Here is a 16,076-nt window from a genome sequence, read left to right as displayed (position 1 = left end):
GTTGCGACTGGTGCGTAGCCGACATTCGGCGCAACCACCGCCAACCCCGGCGCGGCTCACCCACTTACCGGTGTCCCGTCACACTTCGCGTCATCCGCCGTAGGCGCGGATCACTGTCTGCTCAACGCCGGTGCCCTCTCGGTCGATCGCCTTGGCCCGCAACGACACGAACGCAGTACCCGCCGGTTGCACAACCGTGGCCATACCATCGACAACCGGTACGTCCACCCAGGTGACGCCGTCGTTGAACGAGGCCGAGAGAGTCAGCTGGGACAGCGGCACCTGCGGCAATTGAGGCTGTCGTCCTACCGTTACGGCGACCTTGGTGGTGCGCGTTGGGGCGTGGTTGCGCGGATCCAGCCCGATCGGCGACAACCGGACCGCCATCAACGGGAGCAGCGCGCCACCCTTGCGCGTCTGCGGGGGCGGCGGTCGCACCGAGGAGAACGTCCACGACGTCAGCACGCGCGGCGACAGCGTCGCGGTGCGCTCGACCTTCGCGTCGATGCGGTACTTGGCGGCCGCTTCCGGCACTTCCCAGGTGCCCTGGCCCGGTTCGGTGGACGTGCCGACGAGTTCGCCCTCGCGGTACAGGGACGTCTCCGCCGAGTCCACAAGGGACGCACCCATCCGATCGGCCGAGTCGACCAGCATCGGCACCCCGATGGAGATGGTGTCGTTCACCCGAACGGCCAAGCCGTCCTTGGGCAGCGCTGGGCCGAACGCGGCGGTGTTCCACTCCTCGCGGTAGGTCTGGCCCGGCGCGTGCTTGACGACGTCACCCGAGGACACGGACTCGGTGACGACCTGCCCCTTGACCACGCGCCACTGCTGGAACTCCGCCGACCAGTCCTCGCCGTTCGCGCCGTGGAACTCCGTTCGGGTCAACGGGAGCGTGATCGGCAGCCCGTAGCCGGACCCGGTCTGGAACTCGGGCTCGGAGACCAGCCACAGCTTGGTGCCACTGCGCTTGGTCTGGACCTGCCGGAAGGTGGTCTCCACGCGGGCCAGCGAGCCGTCGGCGACGTGCCTGGTGAACCCGGTGGGCAGTTCGCCGCCCTGGAACCACGCCAGGTTGTAGGTCACCGGGGCACCCTCGACCCTGCCCTCGGCGTCCGGGACGTAGAAGGCTCCGCCGACATCGGCCACGACGTCGGGGATCGGGCCGCCGAGCTGGGTGGTGAAGATCCGTTCGAAGGTGTCGCCGAGGATGCCCGCGTACAGGGTGCCCCAGGGCAGGCGGCGGCCGTAGCCGGTGCCGACGGCCTTGGACCGGACGTCGGGCCGGTCGAAGTCGATCACGATCGGTTTCGCGTCGGCGGCGTTGAGGTCGATGGTCGTGTCCGCCGCCACCTGCACGGTCGGCCGCACGACCTTCCGCGAAGTCACCCGCCCGTCGCCGGTGGGCTGGGAGATCACCGTGTCGACGTGGTAGGTGCCCTTGCGGACGCGGACCTTGCCCTCGCCGCCGACTGTCCAGATCGGACGGTACCGGTTCGCGCTCACGCCGAACAGCAGGGTGAAGTTGCTGTCGGAGCGGTCGCCGCTGGCGTTGACGGTGTGCACGGTGAGGTCGTAGCTCTCCGGTTCACGGTCGACGGCGACCGGCGTCGTGATCCGCTCGACCCCGCCCTCGGCGACGATCCAGGCGCTGTGAACGGTGTCCGACGCCTCGACCTTGGTGTCGACGGTGATCTCGACATCGGCGCGTCCCCGAGCGGGCACGGTCACCTCGTTGGCCGACAGCCGGAACATGCCCGCGGGTGCGCCACCGGTCAGCGACAGGCGCAGCACGAGCGGGACAGCGGCTGTGTTCACATAGGACACCTTCTTGGTCACCGGCTGGTCGTCGTTGTGCGGCCAGGCCTGCCGCCCGATCGACACAGCGGGCGGGTCCGTGACGCCGACCTGGTTGACCGCCCTGGCAACGTCGACGCGGCCAGCGCCTTGGTCGAACGCGGTGGCGTTGTCGAGCCGCTTCGCCGATCCCATGAGCGCGGCCTTGATCTGGCGCGGCGTCCAGTCCGGGTGCCGCTGGACCATGATCGCGGCCGACCCGGCGACGTGCGGGGTGGCCATGGAGGTGCCGCTGAGCGAGGTGTAGCGGTCCTTCTTCGTGCCGAGGTTGGAGTACTTCGACCGCGCGGCAACGATGTTGGTACCCGGGGCGGAGATCTCCGGCTTCAGCGCCGAGTCGCCGACGCGTGGCCCACGGGAGGAGTACCCGGCGAACTGGTCGGACTTGTCCGTCGCGGCGACGGCGAGAGCGGCGTCCGCACTGGCTGGGGACGCGACGGTCTCCGCGCCGTAGCCGCCGTCGTTGCCCGCTGCCACCACGAACAACGCCTTGTCGCTGAGCCGGTTGATGGCGGCCTCCAGCGGGTCCACATCTGCCGTGTCGGTGCCGCCCAAGCTCAGGTTCACGACCTTGGCGCCGGAGTCGACGGCCCACTGCATGCCCGCGAGGATCGACGACTCCGCGCAGCCCCAGCCGCCACATACCTTGCCGATCAACAGTTTCGCCTCGGGAGCGACACCGACGTACTTGCCCGCCGACACCGATCCGGTGCCCGCGAGGGTGGAGGCGACGTGCGTGCCGTGGCCGTCCGCGTCCGCCAGCTCGCCACCCTCGCCGGTGAAGTCGCGGCTCGCCTGGATGCTCTTGCGCACGTCGGCGTGGGTGGCGTCGACGCCGGTGTCGAGCACGGCGACCGGTACGCCCTTGCCGGTCCACCCTGCCGACCACGCGCCGGGAGCACCGATCAACGGCACGCTGACGTCCAGGCTCGGTTTGCGCAGCCCATCGAGCCAGACGCGTCCGGCAGCTCGGCTCTGGGTCAGCTGGGTCCAGTACGCCGCCGCGTCCGCCTTGGGCACCCGCACCGCCTTGGCGTCCACACTGGACAGTGCCATGCCGGTGCCTGGCGCGGCGGCGGGCGCGATCAGCGGGAGATCGCTGCGGTCCTCGTCGCCGTAGCCGTCGCGCAGCAGGGTGGCGACGTCGAACAGCCGCCGGTCCAGCCTGCCCGCCTGCACCGGGGCCCACGCGTCGGCCGGGACGACCGACAGGCTGTCACCGGTTCCGGCGGTGGCGAACTGGATGCCGTCGCGGCCGGGTGCCGGGTCGACGGCGGGGACCAGCCGCCGGCCCACCCTGTGCAGGGTCACGTGGTCCCCGGTGATGAGGGTGAGCGAACCGAGGTAGGTGGGCCGCTGCGCGTTCGTGCTCGCGTGCGCGCTGGGGACGGCGAGACCGAGCACCGCTGTGGCGGTGACGGCTAGGAGGACCAGGGCTGGGCGCATCCGTCAAACCAACTCGACGGCCGACGAGAGCGTCTAGGTCCGATCGTAGGCAGCTATTCCCAACCCCTGTCCGGAATTCCCAGCCCAAGCCTGACAGGGCTCTAAGGGGCGGTGGGTAACACTACCGGCGTGCTTCTGGGAATTTGGCGTGATGCCCGTCCGGTGGAGCGGTTGTCCTACGCGGTGGGGACCGCGTTGTTCGCGAGCGGTTTGGTGCACGTCGCGGTCCTGTTGGTGACCGGGTGGACGTGGATGGGGCCTTTGTCCTTACGGAAGGCGGCGACGTTTGGGCTGTCTTTCGGTCTTACGCTGGCCACCGTCGCTTGGGCTACCTCGTTCATCGTGGTCCGCGCGCGGAAGTTGCTGTTAGGCCTGTTCGCGGGTGCCAGCGTGATGGAGTTCGTGCTGGTCAGCATGCAGGCGTGGCGGGGTGTTCCGTCGCATTTCAACTTCGAGACCGGGTTCGACACCGCTGTGTCGATGACGCTCGCGGCCGGTGGCGGGGTGTTGATCCTGACGACGGTGGCGTTCACGGTCGCCGCGATCGCGGGAACCAGGCGGTCCACACCGGCGATGCGGATCGCGATCCGATTCGGCCTCTTCGCTTTATTGACGGCCTTGGGCGCGGGTGCCGCCATGATCGCGCGCGGTGTCATCGCCAGTCGCGGTGGGGATCCCCAACTCGCCTACACGACGGCCGGGGCGTTGAAGCCGCTGCACGCGGTGGCGATGCACGCGATCTTGGTCGTGCCCGTGGTGGCGTGGCTGCTGGACCGGTCAGCCGTGCGGGCCGATGTCGGCTTGCGGCTGGTGTGGTCGACTGTCGTGGCCTACGCGACTCTCATCGCGCTCGTGGCAGTGGAGTCCATCACCGGGGTGTCCCCGTTGGCGCCACCGATCGCTGCTGCGATCGCGTCCGTGGTGGCTGCCGTGGTTCTAGTGGCGGTAGGCGCGTTCGCTCTGTTCGAAGGCGTTAGACGGCGGCGAGTTCGGTGACCTTGGGGCGCACTACGCGCGTGCTGAGGAAGGCGTAGGCGGCAAGAGCGACGGCGACCGCGAGCACAACCCACGCCGCGGTGGTCTGGTTGGCCAAGACGTCGTTTTGCCAGTCCAACGCGAGGCGACTGTAGAAGCTCGCGCCGAGGGCAGTGTCCCGCCACAGCAACACGATTCCGGTCACGGCGTAGGTAGCGGCAACGAGCAGCACCGGCCCCCGGCTGACACGCGCGAAGAGGACGAGCCCGGTCGAGATAGAGGCGCCGAGGATGACTAGACGCGCCCAGTGCTGGCCAGCCGCCGCGTCATAGAGGCCGAGCGCGTAGGTGATCAGCGGGACGGCGGCAGCGAGTTGGGCGGCGACGATCGGGCGGGGCAACCACACCGCGACCGGGCCGATCAGTGCCATGGGCTTGCCCCGGGCCAACAGCGCTGGGACGACCAGTCCCACGATCGCCTGGACGCCGACGTGCGCGGAGAACAGGACCGGTTCGTACTTGCCCAGACCGGAACTCGTGGCCACCAACAGCAGCGCGCAGCCCGACAGCCAAGCCACCGTGCGCTCTACCGGCCAGGGATCGGTCCGGCGGCGCAGGCGGTCCAGGTACCAGATAGCGGCGATGACGGCTGCCGTGCCGAAGACCAAGTCGAAGCGCCAGTCGGTGATAACCCTGACGATGCTGAGCGGCTCCGGCAGAGGGAACCCGATCAGGACCTCCGTGGCCGACAACTTCCGCCGCTCGCCGATAGGGCCAGGCGTGCGACTTAGCCCTACCGCGAGGCCGATGGTGGCCAGCATAAGAAGAATCTCGACCGCGCCTAGCTGCAAGAGCGCACGCGGACGGCCAGCATCGACTAGGCGCAGGGTCCGTGTGCGATGCAGGTAGCCGAAGAACCCGAGCAGCAGCGCGGCGGCGGTCTTGGCGAGCACCAGCACGCCGTACTGGGTGTCCAGGTCGCCTAGGGAGAGTCGAAGCGATGCGTTCACGACGCCCGTTACGACGACCGTGAACCAGCACCCCAACGCCACGGCCGAGTACATCCGGGCGGCGGCGGCAGCGTAAGGGCGGTTGAGCAGGACTAGAAGCGCGACGAGCCCACCGACCCACACCGACATCGCGACGACGTGCAGCATGAGGCTGTCGCTGGCGATGTCGTGGTCACCACCGGCCGACGAGTGCCCGGTCAGCGCTACCGGCGCCACACCGACCAACGACAGAGCCAACAGTGCGAGCGGCGGTACCTGGAGCCGCACGCCTACCCAGACCAACGCGGCCAAGTTAGCCACTACGAGCCAGGCCAGCGCGACCGACAGCCGCCCCACCGCAGGCCCTAGCAGCGGGAACACACCAGTCACCGTCTGCCCTAGAGCGTCCGCGACCGTCAACACGACCATCGCGGCGGCCAATAGAGCCCACCAACCAGCAAACGTGCCCGCGAGCCGGACAGCCCTACCGGACTCCCGCTGCGGGATGAGCACAGCGGCGGCCAACAGCGCGCCGACCACCAGCACGGCCACGACCTCGGCGAGCACACGAACCGACGGCAGCCCGTACCGGACGACCGCACCGGGGTTGGGCAGGCCGAGCACCGGCACGGGGGCCAGCGCGGCGATCCCGGCGGCCACCACGGCGCCGGTGACAGCACCGATGCCGACCAGCGGCGCGAGCCTGGTCCGTTCGTTCACGACGATCCTCCTGGCCACCGAACCCGGGTCAGGGCTGGCCGTGGCCCCGGTCCGAGGAGAGCACCTCGAACGACGCGATCTTCCACTTGCCGTCGACCTGGACCATCGTCACCGCGTCGACCAGGGTGAGATTGGGCCGCACCAGGGTCACGGTGACCTTGGCGCCCTCCGGCGTGGTGACCGTGTCGCCCACCTGGAACGAGACCATCGTGTCCGCCTTGGCCCGCTCGCACAACCGCTCGACCGTGCCGTAGCTGCCGCGCACCGGGTCGGTCAGCAGGTCGAAGGCCCTCGGGCAGTCCTCGTCGATGGCGGCCCGGAAGTACCCGGAGACCGCGGCCGCCGGGGTGTCCTCGGCGGTGCCGAAGAGCCAGAACTGGGCCCCGACCACGGCCGCGACGGCCGCGCCCACCCCGAGCAGGACCCCCGGCCGCCGGGTGAGCGGCGGCCGGGTGTCCGGTGTGGCGGTGGCGGTCATCAGGCGTGCTTGAACACGACGGTGGTGACCATCCACGGCGTGTTGGCCACCGTGTTCACCGTCGCGTTGGGTCGGGCACCGAGCACCGCGAGCTGGTCCTCAATCAGCATCTCCATGTCCCCGGCGGGCGAGGAGTTGAGCCGCTGGGTGAAACCAGCGCCCGGGGTGAGGTTGCGGGAGAAGCCGGAGTCGACATAGAAGCCGACCGCCAGGTGGTTGTTGTCGGTGCTGGCGGTGGTCTGCCCGGAGGAGGCGACGGCCGTGGTGCCCTTGTTCGACAGCACCGAGTCCACCGCGCCGAGCCCGGTGGCCAACGACAGGCCGGAGTACTCGACGACCCCGACACCGACGTCGGCCGACGAGGACACCGACGCGGTCACCGTCAGCTTCTGGCCACCACCGGAGGTGATGGGCGCGGTCCAGACGCTCTGCTCGGTGTTGTCCGTGCCCACGATGCTCGACACCTTGGTGTAGACGTTCCCGGCCGAGTCGCGCACGCCGGTCGCCCGGGAGCCCACGGTGTTCCACACGCCGACCTGGACCACGAGCCGGTCGCCGACCTGCACGGCCGACGGCGTCGTCACCGCCCGCTCGGCGCCGGGACCGCGGCCGGTGACCTGCTGGACGTAGCCGGGGATCGGGGTCGCCGACGGGGTGACCGAGTTCGACGGGGTCGACGCGGCGCTGGTGCCGATCGCGTTGGTCGCGGTCACCCGGAAGGTGTAGGCGGTGCTGTTGGTCAGGCCGGTGACCTGCGCGGTCGTGCCGGTCACCGCCACCGGGGTCTGCGGGGTGGCGCCGATGTACGGGGTCACGGTGTAGCCGGTGATGGCGTTGCCGCCGTCGCCGGGGGCCGACCAGGTGACCGTGGCCGAGGCGTTGCCCGCCACGGCGGCGACCGCGGACGGGGCCGACGGCGCGGAGATCGACGGCAGGATCCGCACGGTCTTGGCGACCGACGGCACACCGGCGGAGTTCAGCACGAACAGCATGTAGTCACCGGGCGGCGCGAGGGTCGCCCCGGCGGGGGTCTGCACATCGAGCTTGCCGACACCCTTGGTGAACTGCAGCGGCACGAACCGCTGGTCCATGTCGCTCTGGTGGGTGTTGGCGCCCATCGACACCAGGTTGACCGCGCTGATGTCGGCCGCGTCCGGGGTGGCCACCGCGATGGTCTGCGCGTACGCGGTGCTCGCGGGCGCGGCGGTGATCGTCGGGCGGGCGCCGTTGAACAGGTACGGCGGGGAGTAGATCTCGGCGGAGAACTGGCCGGGCACGGTGGCGCTGATGTGGTGGCCGCCGCCGGCGACGAGCACCCGGCCGTCGGCCATCAGCAGCGCGGTCTGGTGGTACTGGCGCGGCACCGACATCGACGCCCCGGTCGACCACTGCTCGGTGGCCGGGTCCCAGATCTCGGTGGCCAGGATGTTGGTGTTGAGCTTGCTCTGGTCGCTGCTCGGGGCACCGCCGACGGCGAGGACCTTGCCGTCGGCCATGGTGGTCAGCGTGTGGAAGTCGCGCGCGGTCTTCATCGGCGCGGTCTGCCGCCAGGCCGCGGTGGGCGCGGTCAGGTCGATCACCGAGGTGTTGGCCATCGCGGGCGCGCCGTCGGACACGGTGGTCGAGCCGCCGCTGTAGAGGATCTTGCCCGGCCGGTACATGGTGGACGAGCCGTTGATGACGCCGCTGGCGCCGACCGGGGTCCAGGTCTGGTTGTTGACGTCGAGCCAGTAGGAGACGTCCTCCGAGGGGCCCATCGTGAACACCTTGCCGTTGGGGGCCAGGTAGGCGAAGGGGTACTCGACCTCGTGGATCTGCGAGGTGTTCACATTGGACAGGACGGTCCAGGTGTTGTTCGCGGGGTCGTAGACCTCGGGGTGCTCGGCCCAGGTGTAGGCGTCGGAGGTGTTACCGCTGATGGTGACGTAACGGCCGTCCGGTAGCTCTGTCACGCTCGGGTACCACCGCGGGTAGTGCATGTCCGCGGCCCGGCTCCAGGTGTTGGAGGTCGGGTCGAAGATGGTGGTGTCCTTGATGCCGAGCTCGCCGGTGGACACGACGCCGTAGCCGCCCACGACGAGCACGCGGCCGTCGGGCAGGTGGGCGTTGGCGGCGCAGAAGATGCTGTCCGGCGCCATGATCGTGGTGAAGTTGTTGGTCGCAGGGTCCCACAGGTAGGTCGGCTCGGGCTGGTGCCAGCCGTCCCACAGCAGGTACTTGCCGTTGTTGAGCGCGACCATGTGCACGGCGACGAACGGCCAGTTCATCGCGGGCGCCCACTGGCCCTGGGGGGACGCGGTAGGCGTAACGGCGTTGGACTGCGCGGAAGGCGCGCTGGTGCCGATGGTGTTCGTGGCCGCGACGGTGAACGTGTAAGAGGTCCCGTTGGTCAGGTTCGGCACGGCGAGCGTGGCGACCGCACCGCTGATGACGATCGGGGTCTGCGCGGTGCCGTTCGCGTAAGGGGTGACGGTGAGGGACGTGATGGGGCTACCGCCGTTGGGCGGGACAGTCCAGTTCACGGTCGCGCTCGCGTTGCCTGCCTGCGCGGTGACGGAGGTAGGGGAACCGGGCGCGGTGGGGCCGTTGCCGCCACCTTGCGCTGCCTTGAACACGATCGTCGCGACCGACCACGGCACTCCCGCACCGGTCGACACACCCGCGCTCGGCTGCTCACCGATGCCGACAGGCCTGTCTTCGAGCACGAACTCCATGTCCGAGGTTGGCGACACGTTGACCCGCTCGGTGAACCCGGCACCCGCGGCGAGGGTCTTGCCGAACCCGGAGTCGGTGTAGAAGCCGAGCGCCAGGCCGTCACCGGTGGTGACGGGGGTCGGGCCGGAGGTGACGACACCGGCCACGGTGCTGGTCCCGGTCGCCTGCGACTTCTGGTCGACCACGGTCGCGTCGGCCACCTGCGAGAGCCCGGAGTACTCGGCGACGGCGATCCCCAGATCGGCCTTCGCGGTCGCGGTCACCGTGATGGCGGGCTTGGTGCCACCGCCGTTGACGACCGGCGCGCTCCACACGCTCAACTCGGTGCCGTCGGACGCGGTGACGGCGGTGAGCTTCGTGTAGGTGTTGTTCGCGGCGTCCTTGACGGTCTTCGCGGTCGCGTTCCCGCTGCTCCAGACGCCCACCTGCACGACGATCCGGTTACCGGTGGTCACGTTGCCCGGCAACGACACGGCCTTGCTCGCCGCGATCGCCCTGGCACTGGCCTTCTGCACGAACGCGGGCGCCACCGCGGCCGCGAACCCGGGCAACCCCAGCCCGACCAACACCAGCGACAAGAGCGCGGCAACCAGCACACGCGCCCGACGGGGGCGAAGGAATCCCATGTCACGTCCTCGACCGCAGTTCCAAGGCCGACCACGCCGGCGTCGCTTACATCGCTACCCCCCGAACAACGTTTCGCCCACGAGCCCAAGTCACGAAAATTACTCCAACCAGCGGGTTTAGCGACGAAACCCGTTGCGTGGTGGGGATTTTCGAGCCGCGACCACCCGCACACGCCAGGTCACCGAAATTCGGACAATTATCCGCAAATCGCATTCCAGGCGGGCTTCCGGCGATCGATACCCGGGCGCGGCCCCGGCGACCCAGGAGCCCGGCATCGGAGATGCCCGGTGATCGCGGTTCATGGCGACGGGCCGGGATCAGCGGTCGGTGGCGTGAGGCTGGGTTGACGACCAAGCGAGCCTCGACGAGCGCCCCGGCAGGACCGGCCCCGGTGGAGCGCGAACCCGGTGGGCAGCGATCGCGGGTCGGGTGGTGTCAGTGGTTGGTGAAGCCGCCGTGGAGGTGGCCTACCTGGATGGCGGTGCCGGTGTGGTGGCCGGTCATGACGTTGTGGACGGCGCCGGGGGTGAGGGGGTCGAGGTGGGGGGTGTCGGCGGGGTCCGCGGTTGGGGCGGGGACTAGGCCGGAGTTGAGGAGGTCGCCGGTGGGGGTGGGGACGTGGAGGTGGGCGGTGGAGCGGTGTTCCTTGATCTCGACCGGGACCGGGGTCGTGGGGACGGTGGCGTAGCCGGTGGCGATGACGTCGTCGTGGACGCGGTCGGAGATGAGGGCGGCGAGGAAGGTGCGGTCCGCGTCGGAGCGCTTGAGGGCGTCGCGCAGCGGGGCGGCGTCGACCAGGCGGTGCGCGGTGACCAGGGCCTGGCCGCCGCCGGGGTGCCGGATCGGGCCGACGTGCAGCGCCGCCCGCAGCCGCAGCCGCAGGCCGCGGTGGACCTTGCGCATCCACACGTCCCTGGCGACCAGTGCCTCCTGGAGCGCGCCGAGGACCTGCTCGGCGACCACGGGCAGGTACCGGGGGTCGAACCCGAGGCCGAGCCCGTCGCCGGTGTCCTGGGGGAACAGCCGCTGCTCCCAGACCTGCTCGAGCCCGCTCTCGGCGAAGGCGACCGCGAGCACCTCGGGGATGGCCTCGGCGAGCTTCTGCTGCCCCGGATCGGTGTTGGACCCGTACCGCTCGGCGTCGACCACGAGCACACCCAGGTACGGCGGCAGTTCCTCGCTCACAAGACCCTCCCCGGTCGTTGTCGCGCATGCCCGTCCACCGTACTGCTCACCGCGACCGGCACAGTGGACAGAAGCTGGTCGCTTTCCCGCCTTGCCCGAAGGGGCAAGCCTGCCGCCGACCCCATCACACCGGCTCCGACCCCGGCGAGGAACCGGGAAAACCCCGTTCGGGAAGGAGCCACTGCGATGGCGACCGAGTTCAAGTTCGTGGTGGACGGCCTGGAGCTGTCCGAGTCCCAGCAAGCCCTCATCGCCCAGGCGGTGGCCGAGGCGGGCACGGCGGCGGTCGACCGGGTCATCGGCCGCGACGTGCCCTACTTCGAGTTCGGCGGTACCCGGCTGCGCAAGTGGGAGCTGATCGGCCGCTACCTGCTCGCCGGTCCGCGCGCGCTCGAACTGGCCGAGCAGGTCCAGGGTTACCTGGGCAAGCGGGAACAGTGACGCACACCTGCCCGAGCGGGCAGGCCACCGCGGGCGCCACCCTGCTCGGCATCATGGGACCCGGCGGCCGGGTCGTGTTCACCCCGCACGGCCCCACCCTCACCCCAGCGCTGCGCGACGACCTCCAATCCCGGGTCGACGGCCCACTGGAGACCCGGTACCGCTTCGCCACGCCGTGCGCCACCAAGGGTTGCGCGTTCTGGGACGGCGCTTGCCGAGCCCTGGACGCCGCCCACGACGACTACCCCTCCTCTCCGACCGGAGCTCCTCCGGCCACCACGTCACTGACAAACACCTCACCGACAAACACCTCGCTGCCCGAATGCGGCATCCGCGACACCTGCCGCTGGTGGTCGCAAGAAGGCCCCACCGCGTGCGCGGTCTGCCCGCAGGTCAGAACCCGCGCACCACAACACAGCTGATCCACTCCCCCGGCGGCGGCTCGTCCCCACGAGCCGCCGCCGGGCCTCAGCACCGCAGCCCGACTCGACAGAGCGCCGCGGGTGGACCACAAGAGCCGGGATGACCACTACCCCGGTAAGAGGTCCACTACCCCGCGCCGTCGAAGTTCTCGCAGGCCGAATTCCGCGAGCGGGCGGTCCGATACGTCACTTTCGCACCAAGACGCCGCGTTCCCATTTTGCTGGTCCATTCCCATGTCTACCTCCCTGTCGCCGGCCACACAACGACGCTATCGGGCCCTGACCTGCGGGAACAACCGGTTGCCAGCGCCTGTGGACAACTTCCGGGGATGTGGACGACTCGGGGCGTGCCGCCTTCCGCGCGGCGATACCGACCCCGGTGGGCGAAATTCCGGGGCGCGCGGCGGCAAAGGGAGCGCGACCAGGGCCAACTGGTGAATTCCGCCGGGTTATTGGTCTAGACCTAAACCGGTGCAGGCGCTAGATTCGAGTGTGGTCTAGACCACACAGGGCCTACTCCGTCATCCCCTGGAGCCATCCCCATGAGACGCACCCTTCGTCGTTTGTCCACCGCGGCGGTGAGCCTCCTGCTGGCCGCCTCCGCACTGATCGTCGTGAACCAACCGGCATCGGCGGCGGGCTCGCTGCGCGCTGCGCTAGTGCTGACCGGGACCAGTGGCGAGTACACCGTCACCAACTCCGGTAGTGCTGCCGTCACCGGTTGGTCCATCCAGTTCGAGCTGCCCGCGGGTGTCACCGCGACCGCGAACGCCAACGCAACCGTGAGCCAGACCGGTACCCGGGTCACGCTCACGCCCGCCTACTACATCAACACGATCCAGCCGGGTCGCACCACGTACCCGTACAGCCCGTCGTTCCGGCTCAGCGCGGCGGCCACGCCGAGCAAGTGCCGGGTCGACAACGGCAACTGCGATGGTTCCCCTGACACACCGCCCGCACCCCCGGCCAACCTGCGCGCGACGGTGAAGACGACCAAGACCATCACCCTTGCCTGGGACGCCTCGACGATCGGCTCGCTGCCGGTCGCGAACTACGAGCTCTACCAGGGCACCAGCCTGGTGGCGACCACGCCCGATCTGACGGCGAGCGTCAAGGACCTCACGCCCGCCACGGCCTACACGTTCACCGTGAAGGCCAAGGACACCAACGGTCTCTCGTCGGCGGCGAGCGCGCCGTTGACCGTGACGACCAACAACCCGTCTGACGACACCCAGGCTCCTACCGTGCCTGGCGGTCTGCGCTCCACCGCGACCGACTCCGGCAGCGTCACCCTCGCCTGGAACGCCTCTACGGACAACACCGGCGTTGTGGCGTACGACATCTACGTCAACGGCGCCGCCGGCCCCACCGTCACCACCACCACGGCCAAGGTGACCGGCCTGTCGCCCTCTACCGCCTACAGCTTCACCGTGCGGGCGCGCGACGGTTACGACAACGCGTCGGCCCAGAGCGCGGCCGTTTCCGCTACCACGAAGGACATCGTCGACGGGTACGCCCGCATCGGCTACTTCGTGCAGTGGGGCATCTACGGCAGGCAGTTCTTCGTCAAGAACCTGGTCACCAACGGGGCCGCGGCGAAGCTGACGCACCTGCTCTACGCGTTCGGCAACATCGACCCGGTCAACCTGACCTGCCTCACCGGGGTCACCAAGGGCACCACGGCCAACCCGCAGGACCCGAACCAGGGTGACGGCGCGGGCGACGCCGAGGCCGACTACTCGCGCCCGTTCTCCGCGGGCCAGTCCGTCGACGGCGTCGGCGACACCGGCTGGGAGACGCTGCGCGGCAACTTCAACCAGCTCAAGAAGCTCAAGGTGAAGTACCCGAACATCAAGATCCTGATCTCGCTGGGCGGGTGGACCTACTCGAAGTACTTCTCCGACGTGGCCGCCACGGACGCGTCGCGCAAGAAGTTCGTGTCCTCCTGCATCGACACCTACATCAACGGCAACATCAAGGCCTACGGCGGCGCGGGCGGCCCCGGCACCGCGGCGGGCATCTTCGACGGCATCGACATCGACTGGGAGTGGCCCGCTAGCGCTGACGGTCACCCGGGCAACCACTGGTCGCCCAACGACAAGGACAACCTGACCGCCCTGCTCAAGGAGTTCCGCGAGCAGCTCGACGCCAAGAGCAAGACCACGGGTAAGAGGTACGAGCTCCAGGCGTTCACCCCCGCCGACCCGGCCAAGGTCCAGGCCGGTTGGGACGTCCCGAAGATCTTCGACTACCTGGACGTCGCGAACGTGCAGGGCTACGACTTCCACGGCTCGGGCAGCGACAACTCGTGGGAGCCCAACCGCACCGGCCACCAGGGCAACCTCTACCCGGACGCGGAGGACCCGTACAACAACAAGTTCAGCGTAGAGGGCGCGATCAAGGCCTACACCGACAAGGGCGCGAACCCACGCAAGCTGACGCTGGGTCTAGCGTTCTACGGCCGAGGTTGGCAGGGCGTCCCCGATAACGGCAAGAAGGGCGAGTGGCAGTCAGCGACAGGCGCCGCTCCCGGCCAGTTCGCCGAAGAGGCGGGCACCCGCGGGTACAGCAACCTGCTCGCGAGCGTCCCCAACTGCACCATCTACCACGACACGGCCTCCATCGCGACCGCCTGCCACACCGGCGGCACCAACGGCCAGTGGTGGACCTTCGACGACGCCTGGTCCATCCAGCAGAAGATCACCTGGCTCAAGCAGAAGAAGCTGCTGGGCGTCATGGCCTGGGAGATGTCCGGCGACCCCGGCGCCCTCATGACCGCGGTCGACAACGGCCTCAAGTAAGCACCACCACCGGATGGGGCTCCTCGCACGCGGGGAGCCCCATCTGTTGTCACCTGACGTGACGGATCAGCGCGGCGACGTCGGCGCTGAGGACGGGACCGTGGGGGTTCTTGCTGTCCCGCAGGTGGGCGAGGGTGCTGCCTACCTCGACGCAGTTCGAGTTGGCTGCGGATTGGCTGGACTTCTTGAACCGCATGGCGGCCTCCTAGCAGATCTTGGCGAACCTGATCAGCGCCGCGGCATCGGCCGCCAGCGATGGCCCGTTCGGGTTCTTGCTGTCCCTCAGGTGGGACAGGGTGTGGGCGACCTCGACACAGTCCGAGTTGGCTGCGGATCGGGTGGACTTCTTGAACCGCATGGCGGCCTCCTAGCGAGCCTTGGCGAACCTGATCAACGCGGCGGCATCAGCCGCGAGACAGGGACCCTGTGGGTTCTTGCTGTCCCTCAAGTGGGCGAGGGTGCTGCCTACCTCGACGCAGTTCGAGTTGCCCCCGGACTTGCTGGACTTCTTGAACCTCGGACTGGTCTGACGCATCTCATCCTCCGGTGCGCACTCGATCGATCTCGACCTCGAGCCTATCCCGCGTCTCCTGTTCAGAGAGCGCGCCGTTGCTCAGTCGGCGGCGGGCATCGACGTAGGCCTTGGTCTCCTCGTCGAAGAGGAACGTCGAGGACTCGTGGTGTTCGATGAGGACAGCAGGGCCCGCTTGGTCGAAGTACATCAGGTACCAGCTTCCGATCGCCAAAGCGGTCGGCTTCTCCACGATCCGGATGGTCAGGCTGTCTCTGAGCGACATGCGATGGATGTGCTGGAGCTGCTGCACGAACTCCTCTCGGTCGCACAACTGGTTGCGGAGAGCGGAGGTGCCGAGCAGTGCGACGTACTCGACGTTCGGGCGGTCGAGCAAGTCCTGCCTGCGTCGGCGCGCTCGCAAGCGGGCACCGATGTCGTCTTGCGGCACACCCCATTCCCGCATGACCGCTTCGGCGTACGCCGGGGTCTGCAACAGCCCAGGAACGATGCCGGGGCTCCAATCGACCGCGCGGGTCACATCCTGCTCGTAGGCAGCGAGTGCGCCGAGTTCGGTGGGGATGCCCGCAGGTTGGCGATCCCACCAACCGAGGCTGGGGGTCTCCTTGGCCCAGGCGATCAACTTCTCGCGGAGGTCGTGCGGGATCTTGTAGATCAACGCGAGCGCCATCACCGTTTCGGGTGAAAAACTGCGCTGGCCGCGTTCCACCCGGCTGAGGGTGGACTCCTTCCAGTTGAGCACCTCGCACACCGCGGCGAGGCTCATGCCTGCGGCGTTGCGGAGCTTGCGGAGTTCCGCGCCGAGCGCGCGGTCTTTGGGGGACGCGGGTTTGCGGTTGCCGCTCAGCACGGCGGTCCTCCTTCGGTGTTTCTGCCAAGGTGGGCAACG

The 16,076-nt window shown here is 69.1% G+C and carries 13 protein-coding genes; 4 read left to right on the top strand and 9 right to left on the bottom strand.

Annotated features, from left to right (window positions below; genetic code table 11):
- Positions 1-90: 90 nt before the first annotated feature.
- A complete protein-coding gene (locus LV79_RS12475) occupies positions 91-3,303 on the bottom strand; it encodes a S8 family peptidase (protein WP_253835229.1) in 3,213 nt (1,070 codons plus the stop codon).
- Between the two features lie 129 nt (positions 3,304-3,432).
- Between LV79_RS12475 and LV79_RS12470 the strand changes: the two genes are divergently transcribed.
- Positions 3,433-4,299 (top strand): hypothetical protein, encoded by an 867-nt coding sequence (locus LV79_RS12470; RefSeq protein WP_253835227.1) that lies wholly within the window; start codon positions 3,433-3,435, stop codon positions 4,297-4,299.
- Here the strand turns inward: LV79_RS12470 and LV79_RS34415 are convergent.
- The 4 genes from LV79_RS34415 to LV79_RS12450 all read right to left on the bottom strand — a co-directional run bounded on the left by LV79_RS34415 (position 4,277) and on the right by LV79_RS12450 (position 10,991).
- A complete protein-coding gene (locus LV79_RS34415; RefSeq protein ID WP_253835225.1) occupies positions 4,277-5,986 on the bottom strand; it encodes a bifunctional copper resistance protein CopD/cytochrome c oxidase assembly protein in 1,710 nt (569 codons plus the stop codon). The two genes, LV79_RS12470 and LV79_RS34415, sit on opposite strands and share 23 nt — an antisense overlap.
- A gap of 28 nt (positions 5,987-6,014) precedes the next feature.
- Positions 6,015-6,464, bottom strand: coding sequence for an MTB12 C-terminal domain-containing protein (locus LV79_RS12460; protein ID WP_253835223.1), 450 nt, complete (start codon positions 6,462-6,464; stop codon positions 6,015-6,017).
- Positions 6,464-9,805: a galactose oxidase-like domain-containing protein gene (locus LV79_RS12455; RefSeq protein ID WP_253835221.1), complete on the bottom strand. Its 3,342-nt coding sequence runs from the start codon at positions 9,803-9,805 to the stop codon at positions 6,464-6,466. The genes LV79_RS12460 and LV79_RS12455 overlap by 1 nt, the downstream gene beginning before the upstream one ends.
- Before the next feature lie 436 nt (positions 9,806-10,241).
- Complete coding sequence (locus tag LV79_RS12450) at positions 10,242-10,991, bottom strand: hypothetical protein (RefSeq protein ID WP_253835219.1); 750 nt, start codon at positions 10,989-10,991, stop codon at positions 10,242-10,244.
- A 186-nt stretch (positions 10,992-11,177) separates the two neighbouring features.
- Here LV79_RS12450 and LV79_RS12445 point away from each other — a divergent pair, with 186 nt between their 5' ends.
- The 3 genes from LV79_RS12445 to LV79_RS12435 all read left to right on the top strand — a co-directional run bounded on the left by LV79_RS12445 (position 11,178) and on the right by LV79_RS12435 (position 14,655).
- On the top strand, positions 11,178-11,432 hold the full coding sequence (locus LV79_RS12445) for a hypothetical protein (protein WP_253835217.1): 255 nt from the start codon (positions 11,178-11,180) through the stop codon (positions 11,430-11,432).
- A complete protein-coding gene (locus LV79_RS12440; RefSeq protein ID WP_253835214.1) occupies positions 11,429-11,854 on the top strand; it encodes a hypothetical protein in 426 nt (141 codons plus the stop codon). Before LV79_RS12445 ends, LV79_RS12440 begins: the two co-directional genes overlap by 4 nt.
- Positions 11,855-12,396: 542 nt before the next feature.
- A complete protein-coding gene (locus LV79_RS12435; RefSeq protein ID WP_253835212.1) occupies positions 12,397-14,655 on the top strand; it encodes a glycosyl hydrolase family 18 protein in 2,259 nt (752 codons plus the stop codon).
- A 49-nt stretch (positions 14,656-14,704) separates the two neighbouring features.
- On the opposite strand, the gene LV79_RS12430 is transcribed toward LV79_RS12435, so the two are convergent.
- The 4 genes from LV79_RS12430 to LV79_RS12415 are packed head-to-tail and all read right to left on the bottom strand — an operon-like array spanning position 14,705 to position 16,037.
- The gene (locus LV79_RS12430; protein WP_253835210.1) at positions 14,705-14,851 is read right to left on the bottom strand and encodes a DUF397 domain-containing protein; all 147 of its coding nucleotides are present in this window, start codon (positions 14,849-14,851) and stop codon (positions 14,705-14,707) included.
- Between the two features lie 9 nt (positions 14,852-14,860).
- Positions 14,861-15,013, bottom strand: a complete 153-nt coding sequence (locus tag LV79_RS12425; protein ID WP_253835207.1) for a DUF397 domain-containing protein — start codon at positions 15,011-15,013, stop codon at positions 14,861-14,863.
- A gap of 9 nt (positions 15,014-15,022) precedes the next feature.
- On the bottom strand, positions 15,023-15,190 hold the full coding sequence (locus LV79_RS12420; RefSeq protein WP_253835205.1) for a DUF397 domain-containing protein: 168 nt from the start codon (positions 15,188-15,190) through the stop codon (positions 15,023-15,025).
- Position 15,191: 1 nt separating this feature from the next.
- Positions 15,192-16,037, bottom strand: a complete 846-nt coding sequence (locus LV79_RS12415) for a helix-turn-helix domain-containing protein (protein WP_253835203.1) — start codon at positions 16,035-16,037, stop codon at positions 15,192-15,194.
- Positions 16,038-16,076 lie beyond the last annotated feature (39 nt).

The sequence above is a fragment of the Actinokineospora globicatena genome (genome assembly GCF_024171945.1).
GTDB classification, from domain to species: Bacteria; Actinomycetota; Actinomycetes; order Mycobacteriales; family Pseudonocardiaceae; genus Actinokineospora; species Actinokineospora globicatena.
Note: the sequence above shows the minus strand (reverse complement) of the source record. Positions and strands in the feature narration are given on the sequence as shown.

Excerpts from the sequence above, each read along its gene's own strand:
- LV79_RS12445 (WP_253835217.1), top strand. The coding sequence starts at position 11,178 with ATGGCGACCGAGTTCAAGTTCGTGGTGGACGGCCTGGAGCTGTCCGAG.
- LV79_RS12475 (WP_253835229.1), bottom strand. The coding sequence starts at position 3,303 with ATGCGCCCAGCCCTGGTCCTCCTAGCCGTCACCGCCACAGCGGTGCTC.
- LV79_RS12455 (WP_253835221.1), bottom strand. The coding sequence starts at position 9,805 with ATGGGATTCCTTCGCCCCCGTCGGGCGCGTGTGCTGGTTGCCGCGCTC.
- LV79_RS12430 (WP_253835210.1), bottom strand. The coding sequence starts at position 14,851 with ATGCGGTTCAAGAAGTCCAGCCAATCCGCAGCCAACTCGAACTGCGTC.
- LV79_RS12425 (WP_253835207.1), bottom strand. The coding sequence starts at position 15,013 with ATGCGGTTCAAGAAGTCCACCCGATCCGCAGCCAACTCGGACTGTGTC.
- LV79_RS12435 (WP_253835212.1), top strand. The coding sequence starts at position 12,397 with ATGAGACGCACCCTTCGTCGTTTGTCCACCGCGGCGGTGAGCCTCCTG.
- LV79_RS12460 (WP_253835223.1), bottom strand. The coding sequence starts at position 6,464 with ATGACCGCCACCGCCACACCGGACACCCGGCCGCCGCTCACCCGGCGG.
- LV79_RS12420 (WP_253835205.1), bottom strand. The coding sequence starts at position 15,190 with ATGCGTCAGACCAGTCCGAGGTTCAAGAAGTCCAGCAAGTCCGGGGGC.